At 42.5% G+C, this 17278-nt stretch carries 15 protein-coding genes; 11 read left to right on the top strand and 4 right to left on the bottom strand.

Features of this window, described 5'->3' with window-relative positions:
- Window positions 1–145: 145 nt before the first annotated feature.
- On the bottom strand, window positions 146–1633 hold the full coding sequence (locus IJ00_RS24620; protein ID WP_035157825.1) for a DUF3084 domain-containing protein: 1488 nt from the start codon (window positions 1631–1633) through the stop codon (window positions 146–148).
- Between the two features lie 296 nt (window positions 1634–1929).
- Window positions 1930–2601, bottom strand: coding sequence for a global nitrogen regulator NtcA (gene ntcA, locus IJ00_RS24615; RefSeq protein WP_035157823.1), 672 nt, complete (start codon window positions 2599–2601; stop codon window positions 1930–1932).
- 820 nt (window positions 2602–3421) lie between these two features.
- Here ntcA and fabI point away from each other — a divergent pair.
- From fabI to IJ00_RS24575, 8 genes are all read left to right on the top strand, one after another.
- The gene (gene fabI, locus IJ00_RS24610; protein WP_035157820.1) at window positions 3422–4198 is read left to right on the top strand and encodes an enoyl-ACP reductase FabI; all 777 of its coding nucleotides are present in this window, start codon (window positions 3422–3424) and stop codon (window positions 4196–4198) included.
- A gap of 155 nt (window positions 4199–4353) precedes the next feature.
- A complete protein-coding gene (gene hisB, locus IJ00_RS24605; RefSeq protein WP_035157817.1) occupies window positions 4354–4983 on the top strand; it encodes an imidazoleglycerol-phosphate dehydratase HisB in 630 nt (209 codons plus the stop codon).
- Between the two features lie 95 nt (window positions 4984–5078).
- Window positions 5079–6056, top strand: a complete 978-nt coding sequence (locus IJ00_RS24600; RefSeq protein ID WP_035157810.1) for an ABC transporter ATP-binding protein — start codon at window positions 5079–5081, stop codon at window positions 6054–6056.
- Window positions 6057–6646: 590 nt separating this feature from the next.
- Window positions 6647–8110 (top strand): polysaccharide biosynthesis/export family protein, encoded by a 1464-nt coding sequence (locus IJ00_RS24595; RefSeq protein ID WP_035157807.1) that lies wholly within the window; start codon window positions 6647–6649, stop codon window positions 8108–8110.
- Window positions 8111–8520: 410 nt separating this feature from the next.
- Window positions 8521–10164 (top strand): alpha/beta hydrolase, encoded by a 1644-nt coding sequence (locus tag IJ00_RS24590; protein ID WP_201782650.1) that lies wholly within the window; start codon window positions 8521–8523, stop codon window positions 10162–10164.
- Window positions 10165–10543: 379 nt separating this feature from the next.
- Window positions 10544–11623 carry an ABC transporter ATP-binding protein gene (locus IJ00_RS24585; protein ID WP_035157806.1) on the top strand — a complete coding sequence of 360 codons (1080 nt, stop codon included), beginning with the start codon at window positions 10544–10546 and terminating at the stop codon, window positions 11621–11623.
- A gap of 23 nt (window positions 11624–11646) precedes the next feature.
- Window positions 11647–12021, top strand: a complete 375-nt coding sequence (locus tag IJ00_RS24580; protein WP_035157804.1) for a hypothetical protein — start codon at window positions 11647–11649, stop codon at window positions 12019–12021.
- A gap of 61 nt (window positions 12022–12082) precedes the next feature.
- On the top strand, window positions 12083–12973 hold the full coding sequence (locus IJ00_RS24575; protein WP_035157802.1) for a rhodanese-related sulfurtransferase: 891 nt from the start codon (window positions 12083–12085) through the stop codon (window positions 12971–12973).
- Between the two features lie 423 nt (window positions 12974–13396).
- On the opposite strand, the gene IJ00_RS24570 is transcribed toward IJ00_RS24575, so the two are convergent.
- On the bottom strand, window positions 13397–13777 hold the full coding sequence (locus tag IJ00_RS24570) for a hypothetical protein (protein WP_035157799.1): 381 nt from the start codon (window positions 13775–13777) through the stop codon (window positions 13397–13399).
- 210 nt (window positions 13778–13987) lie between these two features.
- Between IJ00_RS24570 and folD the strand changes: the two genes are divergently transcribed.
- From folD to IJ00_RS24555, 3 genes are all read left to right on the top strand, one after another.
- Complete coding sequence (gene folD, locus IJ00_RS24565) at window positions 13988–14863, top strand: bifunctional methylenetetrahydrofolate dehydrogenase/methenyltetrahydrofolate cyclohydrolase FolD (protein WP_035157796.1); 876 nt, start codon at window positions 13988–13990, stop codon at window positions 14861–14863.
- Between the two features lie 181 nt (window positions 14864–15044).
- The gene (gene crtE, locus IJ00_RS24560) at window positions 15045–15971 is read left to right on the top strand and encodes a geranylgeranyl diphosphate synthase CrtE (RefSeq protein WP_035157793.1); all 927 of its coding nucleotides are present in this window, start codon (window positions 15045–15047) and stop codon (window positions 15969–15971) included.
- 259 nt (window positions 15972–16230) lie between these two features.
- On the top strand, window positions 16231–16686 hold the full coding sequence (locus IJ00_RS24555; protein ID WP_035157790.1) for a divergent PAP2 family protein: 456 nt from the start codon (window positions 16231–16233) through the stop codon (window positions 16684–16686).
- A 97-nt stretch (window positions 16687–16783) separates the two neighbouring features.
- Here IJ00_RS24555 and IJ00_RS24550 read toward each other — a convergent pair whose 3' ends face one another.
- A complete protein-coding gene (locus IJ00_RS24550) occupies window positions 16784–16987 on the bottom strand; it encodes a heavy-metal-associated domain-containing protein (RefSeq protein WP_035157787.1) in 204 nt (67 codons plus the stop codon).
- Between the last annotated feature and the right edge of the window lie 291 nt (window positions 16988–17278).

The raw sequence follows: 17278 nt of genomic DNA, 5'->3' as shown, positions 1-17278 counted from the left end.
ATACCAATATTTATTTTTACTCTTATCTATTCACTCTAGTCATCTCATTTTATTGATAAATTATGGTGACAGGGAATAGCTAACAGAATATTTGTTGTTTTACTCATTCCCCATTACTCATTACTCATTCCCCATTCCCCATTAACTAAGTACTAAACAAGATTTCTCCATTCTGCATTCCCACAAACTTTAATCTTAAAGGTCCTACGGTAAAAGTGTCCTCTGCGGCGATCGCCTTAATATCTAATGGCTGTTGATAGGTTTGTAACTGATTCATAAAGGCAATAAAAGTTCTACCGTCAATTTGAATATTTTGCAAAATTCCCGCATTGCGGGCACGGAATTCCGAAGCCGCAATTAACTGATTAACTCGTTGTCGTAATTGTTCAGGGGTAGAAGTTTTGGGGTCAACAATATTAGTTGCAAGGGTCTCTCCCTTCTTGAATAGAAGTACATTTGGTGTAGCATCCAGAACTATTTCGATGCGTTTTTCCCCGCGAACATAATTACCCGCCGATAAAATTCTAACTACATATTCCTGACCATTACTAATTTTTTGACTGAGTTGTTCTACTCGTTGCCGTGTAATTTCTATAGTTGCTTGATTTGGAGAGTTATTGGTACCAATTCCGGTTAATTCTGCCTGGGCAATACGATTTGCATCATCTAAAAGCCTCACAATCGCCTGTTGCGCGATCGCCGGAGATACTGCACGAATTACACCAGCCGTAATTACCTGATAACGGATTAAAGCTAATTTGCCGACTCGTAAATCTTGGTAGGATTTTTCCAGTCTACTAACTTCCTGCTCCAAATAATCTTGTTGCTGTTCTAATTCTTTCAGACGAATTTCGCGTTTAGCAATGATTTGTTCACGAGCAGTAATCACTAAATTTCGTTCTTGAATCAGTCTATCTAGGCGAGATATTTTCTTGTCTCGTTGCTCAATGGCTTCTTGGCTTTTGGCAAGTTCTCGATCTCGCAGGGCGATCGCCGCTTTGGCTTGATTGATTGCTTTTTGGGCTTTCTCGTAGAGAGTTTGACTTTCTTGCTTGAGTCGAGCAATTTCGGCTAACTGTTTATTGCGCTCATTGTAGACACTCTGGAGCTGGGAAATTGCCTGTTGATACTGACTGACAACCTGCCCCAGTTGATTTTGAGTTTTCTGAAGCTTGGTTTTTGTAGCAGCTTCTTGGACAATGGTGCGATTCAGTTGGGCTTGGGTTTTTTTCTGCTTAATATTCGCTTCTTGAAGGTTTTTATTGGTTCTTTCCAAGCTTTTTTGTGCTTGCGCTTCTTGCTGCTTTGCTTGGTTGAGTTCTCCCTCTACTTGGCTTTTTTGGGCTTCGGCATTTTTGAGCTGCTCACGCTTGCGACGCAAGTCTTTTTGAATATCCTGTAACTCGAATACCCCTTTGCGTAAACCTTCGTCAGCCAAAAACAAAATTCCCAGGGTTGAGGCAGAAATACCTAACCCAGTGAGAATTGTAATTAATACTGCCGTATTTTTAGGACGTAAGTTAAACAGGGAGAGTCGTTTTTTGCCTACCTTCGTGCCGATGCGATCGCCAACGGTGGCAATGACTCCCCCTAGAATTAGAATCGCTACGATAAGGATGTACCCGGTCGCCATTGTTAATATTTACCGACGAAATCCTTCCAGATACAGCCTACTACTTCCAAGGGTGATATGGGGATTGAAGATAAGTAATATAGTCATCTTAGTCTATTGGACAAATAGTTTTGCTTGTTCATTTGATCTGAGTCTGTCGCAAATGCTTCACCGAGTAGTATTGTAACGAAGTGCTGGGTAATTACTGGACAAATTAGACTCAGACTCATTAATCAACACGTCCTACGCACTGCTAGGTTTTGTCGTAGGCTATGCCCATAAGATGGGATAGTTACTTACTCCTTTCCCCGTTAACTTTAAGTGAATTGCCGACTTAAGGTCACAGGTTTATGGACTGTGATTTTCTTCTTGTGAATGGAAATCATCTTTTTCTCTCGTAAGTCACCTAGTAAACGAGTCACAGTGACACGAGTAGAACCAATTGCTTCCGCGATCGCCTGATGAGAGAGCTTCAAGTCAATTGTGATGCCATCGGCACAAGGAATGCCAAAGTCACGACAAAGAATCAACAAGAAACTCACCAACCTAGAACCCATATCACGGTGGGCAAGGGTTTCAATCATCATCTCTGTCTGCAAAATCCGCGAGGATAAACCCCGCAGCATTAACATTGACAATTCCGGATTTTCTTTGAGTGCCTGTTCTACCTGCTCAATTGGTGCTGAGAGCAATTCTACAGGAGTAAAGGCGACTGCATGGTAAAACCTATCCGACTTGTTTCCTGTTAGTAGGGACAGAACTCCAAACACACTATTTTCTCGTAACAGCGCTACTGTAATTTCTTCTCCAGCTTCATAAACCCTGGAAAGTTTCACTGCACCTTTGAGAAGAAAATAAACCCGTTCCGCAGGATCGCCTGGAAAAAAGATGGTTTTATTCCGTTCAAAACTTTCCACCACGGGTGGAAAAGCTCCAGTAGCCATCTGACGAAAAACATTTGCTAGGGCTTTATCTTGTGTCACTATCATCTCCCTTCCCCTACCCAATGCCGGAAAAACTAAAACGGATTTCCTAAGAATACACCCGAAAAATCAAGAAGACATTGTTAATCTTTTTGTACTTTCCTATACTTATCCCCTTTTTAGCCCGGTTATTTGTTCATCATGATACCTAATTTCTCTAGTGAGAATCTAGTACTTTGTGATAGCTACAGACAAAATTTATAGACCACAAGCATATTTGCCAAATCCCAGGAGATATTTGGGAGATTTTTTGAGCAAAAGTGGCATTTTGTGCTTATAAACAGTAGGACGGATTGTTTCTCTCGCTGTTTGGGAATTATGAAGCTGTGGCTAAATTTGATTGTTTCAGAATATCTACAATCATCTGATTGAGGGGCGATCGCCAAGGGATGACTGGGGATTAGGGGTAGTTCCATTCGCCATGGGAAATTTCCCCATTAGAATCAGGCATTTTATCGTCGATAAAATCCATAATACATACGGTATGGGCTATTCGAGGCTTGAGAGTAGACTCCTACTAGTGCTGATTCTGTGGTTCTCATCCTCTATCCCTGGGGACAATTTACCTCAAGAAGAAGTTCCCATTTATTTGTTCACTAATTAGCGATTCTCCTGTTCCGATAACCGATAATTGGTAATTTGTAAATCTCCTTGCCGCGAATATTCACTGTTTCTTCCCACTTCCATACGATAGCCACCAAATAACCCATAATTGCCCTTAGAGAGGGGGTGAGATTAGGAGATTTAGAAATCCTCTGCCTAACTCAGATACAGCTGTGCCAGATTCTAGTATGCTCAAGCATGAACGTTAACGTTAAGAATTAATATGTTGGATCTGAGTGGAAAAAACGCCTTGGTGACAGGAATCGCCAATAACCGCTCCATCGCTTGGGGTATTGCCCAACAGTTGCACAAAGCTGGAGCTAATCTTGGTGTGACATACTTGCCAGATGAGAAAGGCAAAATGGAAAAAAAAGTTGCCGAACTGGTAGAACCTCTCCAACCCAGCTTATTCTTGCCTTGCAACGTCCAAAATGACCAACAGATTGCTGAAACCTTTGAGGCGATCGCCGCCAAATGGGGCAAGTTAGATATCCTGGTTCACTGTCTTGCCTTCGCGAATCGAGACGATTTAACTGGAGGATTTAGCCAAACTAGTCGCGCTGGATTCAATACTGCTTTAGAAATTAGTACTTACTCTCTTGTCCAATTGGCAGGAGCAGCGAAACCCCTAATGACCGAAGGTGGAAGTATCATCACTTTAAGCTACTTAGGGGGTGTCCGTGCTGTTCCGAATTATAACGTTATGGGAGTAGCCAAAGCGGGCTTAGAAGCTAGTGTGCGCTACCTTGCCTCAGAACTAGGTCCCTCTAATATTCGCGTGAATGCTATCTCCGCAGGTCCAATTCGTACCCTGGCTTCCAGTGCGGTAGGTGGTATTTTAGACATGATTCACCATGTGGAAGAAGTTGCACCTTTAAGACGCACCGTCACCCAAACAGAAGTTGGTAACACCGCAGCATTTCTCTGTAGCGACTTGTCTAGTGGCATTACTGGGCAAGTTATCTATGTTGATGCTGGATATGAAATTATGGGAATGTAATGGAATAGGGAATGGGGAATACTTGCCATCAGGGAAGTCGAAGGGGTAATGGGTAAATAGCCTCATCAACTGCCACCAGAAGGCATGAAAAATATTCTTTCCCCCTGTTCCCTACCCCTGCTTCCTCTCCTCTAACCTCGACTACTCTGTTGACTATGCAAACTCTCTCTTCTCACTCGGAAAAATTAGCTTTTGCTCCTCGCATTGCCACCGTCAGCCGCAAAACGGGGGAAACGGATGTGCAAGTAACTGTCAACCTAGATGGAACAGGAATCTGTCGTGTGGCAACAGGTATTCCTTTTCTTGACCATATGCTGCATCAAATTTCTTCCCATGGATTAATTGATTTAGATATTCAAGCCACGGGAGATTTACATATTGATGACCACCACACCAACGAAGATGTGGGAATTACCTTAGGACAAGCTTTATACCAAGCTCTGGGAGATAAAAAGGGAATTGTGCGTTTTGGTAATTTCCTGGCTCCCTTAGATGAGGCGCTGGTACAAGTAGCTCTGGATTTTTCTGGTCGTCCCCACCTCAGCTATGGATTAGAAATACCCACACAAAGAGTCGGAACCTATGATACTCAGCTTGTCCGAGAATTCTTTGTAGCAGTGGTAAATCATAGCCAAATGACGTTGCACATTCGGCAGCTAGATGGGATTAATTCTCACCACATTATTGAAGCCACCTTTAAGGCATTTGCCAGAGCCATGAGAATGGCTTTAGAATTTGATGCTCGGCGCATAGGTACTATACCTAGTTCTAAGGGAGTCTTGTAGCAGGGGAAAGAAGAACGCTCAAGGGTTTTTTCTCTTCCCAGACCTGACCAGAGTTGAGTTAACATTGTTTTCTAATTTCTATTCACAATCTAATCATGAAGTCTGTGGGAGATGTTCCTGAACGCAAATTGAGTAAAACTGAGCCACCACCAGTAGTTCTAACTTCAGAATTACGCAAAGTTTATCGGACTGGTTTCTTTTTAAATCAGAAAATTGTCTCCCTGAAAAGTTGCTCTCTCAAGGTTTATCGGGGGGAAACTTTCGGTTTATTGGGACAAAATGGTGCAGGTAAGACAACTTTGTTTAAGGTTTTACTGGGAATTGTCCGTCCGACTGGAGGACGGGGTTTATTATTGGGTAAACCCTTGGGCGATCGCGCGGTGAAACAACGTATCGGCTATCTACCTGAAAATACCTATCTCTATGAATATTTAACTGGTTGGGAATTTTTACAACTAACAGCAGGAATTTTTCAGATACCGAGCAAAGTACAGCGTCACCGTATCCCAGAATTACTAGAATTGGTGGGTTTATCCCTAGCGGATGCGAAGAAAAAACAAATGCGTCGCTATTCTAAGGGGATGTTACAACGGGTAGGCATGGCGCAAGCTTTAATTAATGACCCGGAATTGATATTCTTGGATGAGCCAATGTCAGGCTTGGATCCCGTGGGACGTTATCAGATGCGAGAAATCATTCTGACACTCAAAGCCGCCGGCAAAACAATTTTTTTTAATAGTCATATTCTGAGTGAAGTAGAAAAAATTTGCGATCGCATTGCCATTCTTTCCCAGGGGGAATTGATTTGTAGTGGCTCGATTAATGATTTACTCGGTACTGCTAATACCTACCGGGTTAAGGGACAAGGTGGAGACTGGGAAGTTTTAAGTAATTGGTTGCCGAATATCGAATTTCTTGCAGATGGTTCTTGGCAAGGAGAACTCCACGGAGATGTCTATGATTTCCTGGCAAGCTTACGTTTAATGGGTGGGCAAATTATGGCAATGAATTTATTTCGTCCTTCCCTAGAAGAATTTTTTATGGAACAGGTACGAGAAAGAAAGAATAGTTGACTAGCTATTCAATCAAATCATCTGCAAAAAATTATGAACGTACCTAGGGAAAATTCTCAACATAGGGATGAGTAGATGTTGCCGATTCTCTACCAGAAGTAATTTTCCTGAGGCTGTATTTACCATTATGCAATTATGTATATTTTTGTGTATTTTAATAAAAATTTATCGTAAAAAAAACATTTATGCTTCTGGCTGTAAAATTCAGCTAAGGCGGAATAGAATGCGGAATTTCGGCTTGAGGTGATGTATTAAGGAGAGTTGAGTCGAAACTATCAGGCAGGAATTTATACCAATGGTGGCGATGGTGAGAAGACATTAATTAAGTGAGGGCAAAATCAGACAAACTCTATTTACTCTGGTTAGACTCTTTTCTATTAATAAATCAAAAAAGTATTTTACTAATTTGCATTGCGTATATTTTCTCACTTTAAGGTAACTTCACTAAAAATTCAAAGATAATAAACAATTGACCTCCTGAAAACCCGCATTTTTGCAGAAAATAAAATTGTTGGGCGATTTGAATACTTACGTATATTCACCATTAAACTGTTTAGATAGGAATTTACCCCTTGTGGTGTGTAGTAAATATGCTTAATACGAATTTGTGGAAATATTTGACTCAATCGGCGATCGCTTTGACGTTGTTCAGTAGTTTAGCAACAGCTTTCCCCAGTGCGAGTTATGCTCAAAAGCCAGTTTTAAAACAGGCTCCAACAACTCAAGGGACAACTATCGATACAAATTATACTTTGGGAGGCGGCGATCGCATCCGTGTGAACGTCTTTGAAGTCCCTGAATATACGGGAGAATATCAAATTCCCCCCGGTGGAGCGATTAACCTACCTCTGATTGGTAGTGTCACTGTCCAAGGATTAACAACAGAAGAAGCCGCAGATGACATTGCCAAGAGATACGCTCGTTATTTAAAGCGACCTCTCATATCCGTAAATTTACTATCACCTCGTCCGATTAACGTCTTTGTGGCAGGGGAAGTTTCTCGCCCCGGTGCTTACACCATCAGCTTACAGGGTGGTGCCGGGAATGACCCTGGTGTGCAGTATCCAACTGTTTTGGCAGCACTGACCACAGCCCAGGGTGTCACATTAAGTGCGGATATTACCCAGGTAGAATTACGACGCAAAGGTGGTAGAAATGGAGCTGAAAAGCGACTGCGTCTGAATTTAAAAGAATTGACCAGAACTGGACAACTCAACCAGGATATTACCCTGCGCGACGGTGATACCATCTTTGTACCGACAGCCACGGATATCAATAATGAACAATATCTGGCTGATTTACGTAATTTCACGGCTTCCAACTTTGCCGCAGATGTAACCAAACCTCGGACGGTGGCAATTATTGGAGAGGTGAATCGTCCAGGTAGTTACCTTGTCACCCAAGGAGATGCTGTCAATAATGCTAATGCTGCTCCTGTCAGTGGTTTACCGACGGTAAGTCGAGCAATTCAGTTAGCGGGTGGGATTTCTCCCCAAGCGGATATTCGTAACGTTGTACTCCGTCGTCCCACCAGAACCGGTTCCGAGCAGAAGATTACCCTGAACCTCTGGCAAATTTTGCAAAGCGGTGATACAAAACAGGATATTATTGTCCAGGAAGGGGATACGATTATTATTCCTACCGCCACAGAAATTAACCCCGCAGAGGCAACTCAACTAGCGGTGACGACTCTCTCTCCGACGAAAATCCAAGTAGGTGTAGTCGGTGAAGTGAAGAAACCCGGACAAGTTGACTTGCAACCTAATAGTACTCTCAACCAAGCTTTACTAGCTGCCGGTGGTTTTGAAGGTGTCAGAGCTAGTAGCTCTACAGTTGATTTAATTCGTCTCAATCCCGATGGTTCTGTCACCAAACGCAAGGTAAAAGTTGACTTTGCCGCAGGGATTAATGAGCAAACCAACCCCATTTTACGTAACAATGATGTGGTGGTGGTTTACAGAAATGGTGTCACCAAGACATCAGAAACTATTAGTAGTTTCATTAATCCCTTCTCTGGAATTTTAGGTGTATTCCGCGCCTTGTTTGGCTTCTAGAGATTTGGAATACTTCCAAGGCAGAAATTATTATACCGATTCAAAAAATGTTTACGACAGATACCCCACCCACCCTATTGGGTAACCTCCCCGAAATCGGGAGGGATGGGGAGGGATTTTGTCTATGTGTCGTATTGTTTTTTCAAATTGGTATTAGTTAGGAAGTAACTTCTTGGCGATCGCCCTAACTCTGGTTTAACGCGATCGCCCCAATAAGGATTAATGAGTGAGTAGAATCATTTCATTCACATGATGTCATTCCGCGAAGCTATGCCCCAAGGGTTTTATAAAGCAGTAAAGTGCTGGTAATTTTGCTGAGAATTTTTCGGAAGAAGGAGGGAACATTTTATCTAGATTTGAGTCACAATAATACCTAAGGACTTGGGCAAAATTAGGCAAATTTAAAAATAATGCAATTTCCCCTAGGTAAATTTCCTAACCAAATACCCTGGTTGCGAGGATTGGTATGTAGTTGCACCCTCGTTGGTATTTGGGGTATGGCAACACCCGCAACCCTAGCTGCGGAAACGGTGACAATTCGCTTTGGTTCCTTTCAACAGGCGATCGCCGTTGCTGATTTAGAAGAATTTGCCAAAACTGGAAAATTACCCAAGAACCTGAAACTTTTCTCCTCAATTCTCACACCCCAGGTTCGCGGATTACTCAGTCAACGTTTACAAATAGATCCGAAAATAGGGGATAAATTTGTCGCAGGATTATCCAAAATTCCCGCAGGCAAACAATTCATTTCTTCCCTTGGTGCTATTATCCCTGGCAGCACAGCCGAAAGCTTGGAAGCTACCCTTAATATTGCCCTGAGACAGGTAAATGGTTTAACTGCTCTGTCCTTTGTCCGTGCTTATCCCCAGGAGAATGTTACAATTGATGCCTCCAAAGCCATCTCCTTCGCTGTGGAATTTAACCCGCGATACTTGCAGAGTCAGGCTTTTAATTTGTTGCTGACTAGGGAATTAGATGCAACCGCACCTAGTACCACCCGTTTTAAATCTACTCTCAATCCCGCAGCACCCGGAAAGCTAACCGTACAAACTCAAACTCTCAGTTTTCGAGATAGTGAACGCAACCGCACGATTATCGCGGATATCTACGGAAGTCAGGGGGATAAACAGCAACCTTTAGTGGTGATTTCCCACGGTTTTGGAGCGAATCGTCAATTTTTAACTTATCTTGCCAATCATTTGTCTTCCCATGGTGTCACTGTCGCTGCAATTGAACACCCAGGAAGTAATAGTACCGCAGTCAGAACTGCAAACACCAACCTGGCAAAATTGATGCCAGCCACAGAATTTATTGATAGACCCCAGGATATCAGCTTTTTATTAAATCAACTGGCAAAAATCAACCTTCAGCCAGGAAGATTACAAGGTAAATTGAATACAGAGAAGGTAACGGTTATCGGACATTCCCTCGGTGGTTATACAGCTTTAGCTTTAGCCGGAGGAGAAATTAACCTGAAAAATGTCCGCGAATTTTGCCGTGATTCTCTCTCATTTTTAGAAGCTCCCGCAGACTGGTTACAATGTGCAGCAACTAATTTACCAGAGAAGAAATTACAGCTAGGAGATAGCAGAGTTAAGAGCGCGATCGCCCTCAATCCTCTAGTCGGTAAACTCTTTGGTGACAAGGGTTTAAGCAAAATCCGCCAACCTATCCTAATTCTCACCAGCACCGCCGATACTATCACCCCATCCCTGAAACATCAACTTGTTCCCTTCTCCCAAATTTCAGGTACTAAATACCTTCTGACTGCTGTAGGAGCAACCCATCTCAGCATTGGTGACCCCAAATATCAAGCAAATAACACCTTAGTAAGAGAGCGCCGAGGTAAGGATACCGCAAGTTTAAGGATGTTAACCCAGGGAGTGAGTTTAGCATTTATCAAACAACTGACACCGGAAGCAAACCAGTATAAACAGTTTCTCAGTTCCGCCTACACTCAATCCCTATCTGGGACAGAATTGCCTCTGCGCCTGGTTTCTGAGTTGCCTACCAACGTGGAATCTTGGTTAGAAAAGATACAAGACAAGAAATAGCCAGAAGCCCATTTTTTTTTACTTTTGCAGCAACTAGGCGCACCAACTCAATAAATGACAGCATAGAGACTACTAAGTAAGTCGGTGAGAATAAACCTAACTATGTAACAGATTGTAAAATCGTCAAAACCGTTGCGATTGCTTCATTCCACTTTGTTTCATTCGCAATGACATAGCGTGAATTATTTAAGCCGTTCTACTTATATCACCCCAAGAGTATTAAGAATTACGAGTTATCTTAGCGTTCGCGTAGCGTGTCGCTCTGCGACTTAGCTGCTCCCCAGGAGGCATTACGAATTACAAATTACAAATTGTTGGGAGTGGTGTAACTTTAATATTGACTCACCACGACTGAAAATATTTATATCTATTTCAACCCATGGCAAAACTTTGTCTGGAGAACATCAAACGTAAGTTCAATCATGTCACTGTGATTGATGACATATCCTTTACTGTTCCTGATGGGGAATTTTGGGTGTTGGTCGGACCTTCCGGATGTGGTAAATCTACAATATTGCGGACGATCGCCGGTTTAGAATCTGCAACCTCTGGCAATCTTTACATCGGTAATACCCTAGTAAATAATATCCCTGCCCGACAACGGGATGTGGCGATGGTATTTCAAAATTATGCCCTCTATCCTCACATGACCGTTGCCCAAAATATCGCTTTTGGCTTGCAGATGCGGCAAGTTGACCGGAAAATTATCCAAGAAAGGGTTGTCACTGTTGCGCGATCGCTCTCCCTCGATCACCTCCTCGACAGAAAACCCAAGCAGCTTTCCGGGGGACAACAACAACGGGTAGCCTTAGGTAGGGCGATCGCCAGACAACCCCAAGTCTTTCTCATGGATGAACCCCTCTCAAACCTGGATGCACAGTTGCGAGATGATACCAGAGCTGAGTTAAAAGAGTTACATCAAAACCTAGGCATTACCACAGTCTACGTTACCCACGACCAAACGGAAGCTATGACTTTGGCAGACAAAATTGTTGTTTTAGAAAGAGGAAAAATTCAACAAATAGGCAACCCCCAAATAATTTATACCCAGCCTGCTAATCGTATGGTAGCAACCTTTATCGGTAGTCCACCGATGAATATTCTGCCAGCTAGAATTACATCCCAGGGTTGCGATATTTACGGGCAATCTATCCAACTACCGCAGAAAATTCAACAGCAATTTACCTTGACTCCTGGAACCAACTTGGATTTAGGAATACGTCCAGAACATATATACATCACCAATAATCCAGAAGAAGCAATCTTGACAGTCGAAGTCAAAGTTGTTGAACCCCTGGGAAGGGAAACCCTAATTCGTACCGTTTTACCCGGTTCCGAAATAATTATTAACGTGCAAGCACCTGCAAATGTGTATCCCCATCCTGGCGATCGCCTTTCCCTAGGAATTAATCTAGATGAATTATGTTTGTTTGATAGTAAAACTGGCGATCGCTTGTAATCCTTGCTTTTCCCCCACCCACCATGGTAGACATCAACGGTACTTGGCTAGGAACCTACTGGCAAGACGAAATACCAACCCGTTTTGAAGCAGTCATCATCCAAAGTAACAGCAACCTCACAGGAAACATATTAGATGATGGTTTCCTCGGAGATGCTCAATTAAGCGGTAAAATTCTGGGACTGAGAATCAGTTTTACCAAAATTTACCTCCTTACCTCCCCCGATCCCATCAAATATACCGGACTAATTTCCGAAGATGAAACCTATATGCGTGGCAAATGGAACATCGGACGTAATTTGTCTGGTTCCTGGGAAGCTCAACGGAGCGGAGAATCATTGATAATTAACCTAGAAACTTCCTTCCGCAAACGTATTTCCCAAACCATTGGTAATTGAAATTCTCATTTTCGTTAAAATAATTCCTAGGCAGCACTGAAAGATTAAGGATGAAAGGATGATGACTCTGGTTGTGGCTACTTTCTATAAATTTGTCAAACTACCAGATTTTCTAGCAATGCAAGCACCCCTTTTGTCCTATTGCCAGGAACAGTCAGTTAAAGGGACAATTTTGTTAGCAGAAGAAGGAATTAACGGTACCATTGCCGGTTCCCGTGATGCCATCGATGCTGTGTTATGCTTTTTGCGTAGCGATCGCCGTCTCGCAGATTTACAACATAAAGAATCAGTCGCCAAAACTTTCCCCTTTGAACGGATGAAAGTCCGCTCTAAAAAAGAAATTGTCACCATCGGTTTACCAGAAATCGACCCCACAGAACAAGTCGGAACCTACGTCACCCCCCAGGAATGGAACCAGTTAATTTCTGACCCAGAAGTGGTAGTTATTGACACCCGTAACGATTATGAAGTCGATATCGGTACCTTCAAACGAGCAGAAAATCCCCACACGGAAACCTTCCGTGAATTCCCTGAGTACGTCAGACAAAATCTTAACCCGAATCAACATCAGAAAGTTGCCCTATTCTGCACCGGAGGAATTCGTTGCGAAAAAGCTTCAGCCTATATGCTTGCCCAGGGATTTTCCCAGGTGTATCATCTCCAAGGTGGTATTTTGAAATACCTGGAAGAAGTACCCCCAGAAGCCAGTTTATGGGAAGGAGAATGCTTTGTTTTTGATGAACGGGTGGCAGTACGCCACGGTTTAGAATTAGGTTCCTATGAAATGTGTCTCAGTTGCGGACACCCCATCAGCGAAACAGATAAAACTTCTGAAAAATACGAAGCAGGAATTTCTTGCCCCTATTGTTTTGAGGAATTGACTGAAGAGAAAAAACAGCGTCAATTAGAGAAGGTTAAACAGCTGAAACTGAGTCAAAGCAGGGATATTTAGTAGAGATGATTCGCCGACTCGTCTCTATCCACCGTTTCAATCCCTAATAGGGATTAGTTTTAATTGCAATGCAGGTTTAATAAAAGGTTTTAACGATGTCGGAGTGCAGTTTCAATCCCTAATAGGGATTAGTTTTAATTGCAATGGCTCAGGCTTGCAACGCTTGATATGTTTAGTTTTCAAGGTACTGCGGTGCCAATCGAGCATAAAAATACCATTTCCGCGATCGCGCCGTCAATATATTTTCAGAAAAAATCGCTACAATCCTTGTGTATAAACCATTCCAGAGTTGCCGCGAACCTCCCAACAGCCCATAATCCCGCAAAAGTTTTCCAGATAAGGTTTGAGGCGAAAAAATACTCCCCTGCCAAAAAACATCCACCCATCCGCACCCAAAAAACAAACTTCCTTCCTCATTTCCCCCTAATATTCTTCCACATACATATCACCATACTCTTTCCCTCCTAGGGGAATGCTCTGATAACGCAACTTACCCTTAATCACTACTTCCTCACCGGGTTTTAACTGTGTTTGATTTGTTACCACCCAGATTTTGCCAGTGGAATCATTAATTTCATAAGCTGCTTGCTTAATTAAAGGTGCTTTTTTTTCGACTTTACCCTGAACATAAACCGTATCCCCAACTTTTACCTTAGTTGCCAACTCCCGAATTGCTGTGGTATTCGCACCAGTTACGCTCATAGTCTTGATTCCACCACAACCATTTAAACCCATCACTAATAAAAAAAGACAACCCAGAGAAACACCTGGAAAACTCCAGTAAAAATTTTTCTTCTTCCACATGAAAATACCTCCTAGCTGATATCATTTGAGACTGGAAAATTTAGAATTAGCCATGGGTGATGTAAATCTATAGTACTCTCCAATAATTCTCTATTCCTGGCGCAACTAATCTGAGAAGATAAAGAATGTGGTGGATACTGTTTGCCAATTGTTTGCCCAAGGCTATGGCATCAGAAATTTGCACCCAGGTGTAGCGTATTGGGAATGTACATGGAAACAAAAACAGCCAAGCTATTGGATGGTAAAGCCTTAGCTAGTCAGATTCATCAGGAACTAACTACAAAAATTCAAGAGCTACAAACCCAAATTGCCCGCCCACCTGGTCTAGCTGTGTTAATGGTAGGTGATAATCCCGCTTCTGCGGCTTACGTTCGCAATAAGGAAAAAGCTTGTCAGCTAGTGGGTATTGCTTCCTATGGACAGCATTTTCCCCAAGATACTACCCAAGCAGAGCTAGAAGCAGTTATTCACGAATTAAATCAAGACAGTCGCGTTGATGGTATCTTAGTCCAACTACCCTTACCGTCCCATCTGGATGCCGTTGCTCTGTTACATGAGATTCATCCCGATAAAGATGCTGATGGACTCCATGCCGTTAATTTGGGTAGATTAGTGCGTGGGGAGCCAGGTTTACGTAGTTGTACACCCTTTGGGGTGATGCGTTTACTACAAGAGTATAATATTCCTCTACGAGGCAAACAGGCTGTAGTAGTGGGGCGAAGTATTTTGGTAGGTAAACCCATGGCATTAATGTTACTGGCAGCCGATGCCACAGTTACGATCGCCCATTCTCACACCCAAAATTTAGGGGCGATCGCCAAAAATGCTGATATCCTAATTGCAGCCACAGGCATTCCCGGAATGATTACAGGGGATATGGTCAAACCAGGAGCCGTGGTAGTAGATGTGGGCATTAATCGCATCACCGATAGTCAAGGGAAGAGTCGCCTGGTGGGTGATGTTGATTTCGACTCTGTAGCCCCAGTTGCAGACTATCTCACCCCCGTTCCTGGAGGAGTTGGTCCCATGACCGTTGCCATATTATTACAAAATACAGTCAAGAGCTACCAAAAATCCCAGGAATAAAATATGAGGAATCAAGTATGAAAAAAGCTCATCAAAACAGATATTAACTGGTTATTGATTGCATAATTTATTACCCTATTTTGTGCTTGTACTTTCTCCCGATTAGCAAGAAATCAATCAAAATTTTGATTTATACCCAAACAAGCCACCACTTTTACATAGACAAAAAAGGAATTGACTGATGGTAGCAGCAGACAACTTAAAAATAACTTCAGAATCCCCTACTTTTGAGTTGATATCTTACTTAAAAGAACGGCAAAAGCTCTGTGAAAAAGCCCTAGATATTGCTGTTCCCCTGGGCTACCCAGACAAAATTTATGAATCTATGCGCTACTCCCTATTAGCCGGAGGTAAGCGTATACGCCCGATTCTCTGTTTAGCAACCTGCGAAATGTTAGGTGGCTCTGTTGACATGGCAATGCCCACAGCTTGTGCTATGGAAATTATCCATACCATGTCCTTAATTCATGACGATTTGCCTGCTATGGATAATGATGATTATCGCCGTGGCAAGCTGACAAATCATAAAGTTTATGGCGAAAATATTGCCATTCTTGCAGGGGATGCTCTGTTAGCCTTTGCCTTTGAACATATTGCTGCTAAAACCCAACAAGTACCCGCAGAAAGGGTGTTAAAAGTTGTTGCTCACCTGGCAAAAGCCTGTGGTGCTGATGGTTTAGTGGGTGGGCAAGTTGTCGATTTAGAATCAGAAGGAAAAACAGATACATCTTTAGAAACCCTCGATTATATCCATACCCATAAAACTGGGGCATTATTAGAAGCTTGTGTTGTTTGTGGTGGCGTGATTGCAGGTGCTTCCCCAGAAAACCTCCAACGTCTATCAACCTACGCCAAAAATATTGGTTTAGCATTTCAAATTATTGATGATATTCTCGATATCACTGCCACCCAAGAACAACTGGGTAAAACCGCAGGTAAAGACTTACAAGCCCAAAAAGTTACCTATCCTAGCCTATGGGGTATTGAAGAATCTCAAAAACAAGCCCAAAAACTTATAGATGCTGCCTGTGAGGAATTAGCACCCTTTGGAGAAGCAGCAAAACCCTTAATTGCTTTAGCTCATTTTATTACTAGCCGTAATCACTAAAAGCAGAAAAAGTCAAGTTTGGAGGATGAAATTTTCTGTGTCACAGTTTTGCATCCTCCATATCAATGAGGTTTACAAACAATTTAGTATTGGAGAAACTGATTGCGGTTGATTCTCCACACCGCACTTTCCCAAGTCAGTCATCTTAAATAATTTCAAATTGTTTGACTAGTCCACTCAAGTATGTCAAATCTTTAAATTTATATTGTTCCTCACACACTACCAGTCGTTAATTCTGAATCTAACTAACCAAAATACCATGCAGGACATAGGCAATATTTTAGACAACCGGGTGCTGGTGGTTGCTCTGGTAGCTTGTTTTATGGCTCAAGCATTAAAACTTGTGATTGAGTTAGTCAAAAATCGCAAACTGAACATTAATGTTTTAGTAACTACTGGGGGAATGCCCAGTGCCCATTCAGCTTTAGTAACGGCACTAGCGGCAGGTGTGGGACAGAATATCGGCTGGGCTTCTCCAGAGTTTGCCCTGGCTACTGTCTTTGCCATTATTGTCATGTATGATGCTGCGGGAGTCCGTCAAGCCGCAGGTAAGCAAGCACGTATTCTCAATCAAATGATTGATGAATTGTTTCATGAACATCCAGAGTTTTCTGGCGATCGCCTGAAAGAACTACTTGGACATACACCCTTCCAAGTCATTGCAGGTTCCGCTTTGGGTATTGCTATCGCTTGGTTAGCTAGATACGCCTACTAGTTGATTCAGCAAGTCTAAAGATAAGGAAGCCAAGATTAATTTGACAGAACAGAATCAGGGAAAATCGTATTGCACCTTTTTCCCTGTTTTTGCTTGCCTAGACACCAATAGGCGTATATCCTGCCTGGGCGATCGCCTCTCTCACCGTTGTCTCTGAGCTATTTGTCTCCACACTCACCACCTTAGTTTGGGTATCCGCCTCTACCATCGCTGCCACATCAACCAATTTAATCGCTTGGGTAATCTTCTCTGCACAAGCAGAACAAGCCATATCCGGGACTTTGATTGTTAGTCTTGTCATTGTGCTATTTCCAGATTTAATTGGACTATCAACTCTATTCTGATTTATCAAGAAAGAAGCCGGGAAAATATTAGCGGCTAAAAGCGAAGAAGTCAACGATGTCATAACTTGCTTTTTCGCCAAAAATACTTCTTGAAATACAGACTCTATTTTGTAGTGGGTGAAGTGACGCAGATAGTAAATATGGGACTGTGAATTTTTTCTCAGCTATCATCATTAATTTGTAATAAATTTGACAGCATCCCCCTCATCAGACTTTATCGGGGAGAAAAAACGTATATATTTTCTTCA

The sequence above is a fragment of the Calothrix sp. 336/3 genome, assembly GCF_000734895.2.
Classification (GTDB): Bacteria; Cyanobacteriota; Cyanobacteriia; order Cyanobacteriales; family Nostocaceae; genus 336-3.
The sequence above is the reverse complement of the archived record's forward strand: the minus strand, read 5'-3'. Positions and strand labels throughout refer to the sequence as shown.

Excerpts from the sequence above, each read along its gene's own strand:
- IJ00_RS24590 (WP_201782650.1), top strand. The coding sequence starts at position 8,521 with ATGCAATTTCCCCTAGGTAAATTTCCTAACCAAATACCCTGGTTGCGA.
- IJ00_RS24570 (WP_035157799.1), bottom strand. The coding sequence starts at position 13,777 with ATGTGGAAGAAGAAAAATTTTTACTGGAGTTTTCCAGGTGTTTCTCTG.
- IJ00_RS24550 (WP_035157787.1), bottom strand. The coding sequence starts at position 16,987 with ATGACAAGACTAACAATCAAAGTCCCGGATATGGCTTGTTCTGCTTGT.
- IJ00_RS24600 (WP_035157810.1), top strand. The coding sequence starts at position 5,079 with ATGAAGTCTGTGGGAGATGTTCCTGAACGCAAATTGAGTAAAACTGAG.
- IJ00_RS24555 (WP_035157790.1), top strand. The coding sequence starts at position 16,231 with ATGCAGGACATAGGCAATATTTTAGACAACCGGGTGCTGGTGGTTGCT.
- IJ00_RS24580 (WP_035157804.1), top strand. The coding sequence starts at position 11,647 with ATGGTAGACATCAACGGTACTTGGCTAGGAACCTACTGGCAAGACGAA.
- IJ00_RS24585 (WP_035157806.1), top strand. The coding sequence starts at position 10,544 with ATGGCAAAACTTTGTCTGGAGAACATCAAACGTAAGTTCAATCATGTC.
- fabI (WP_035157820.1), top strand. The coding sequence starts at position 3,422 with ATGTTGGATCTGAGTGGAAAAAACGCCTTGGTGACAGGAATCGCCAAT.
- folD (WP_035157796.1), top strand. The coding sequence starts at position 13,988 with ATGGAAACAAAAACAGCCAAGCTATTGGATGGTAAAGCCTTAGCTAGT.
- ntcA (WP_035157823.1), bottom strand. The coding sequence starts at position 2,601 with ATGATAGTGACACAAGATAAAGCCCTAGCAAATGTTTTTCGTCAGATG.
- IJ00_RS24620 (WP_035157825.1), bottom strand. The coding sequence starts at position 1,633 with ATGGCGACCGGGTACATCCTTATCGTAGCGATTCTAATTCTAGGGGGA.
- IJ00_RS24595 (WP_035157807.1), top strand. The coding sequence starts at position 6,647 with ATGCTTAATACGAATTTGTGGAAATATTTGACTCAATCGGCGATCGCT.
- crtE (WP_035157793.1), top strand. The coding sequence starts at position 15,045 with ATGGTAGCAGCAGACAACTTAAAAATAACTTCAGAATCCCCTACTTTT.
- IJ00_RS24575 (WP_035157802.1), top strand. The coding sequence starts at position 12,083 with ATGACTCTGGTTGTGGCTACTTTCTATAAATTTGTCAAACTACCAGAT.
- hisB (WP_035157817.1), top strand. The coding sequence starts at position 4,354 with ATGCAAACTCTCTCTTCTCACTCGGAAAAATTAGCTTTTGCTCCTCGC.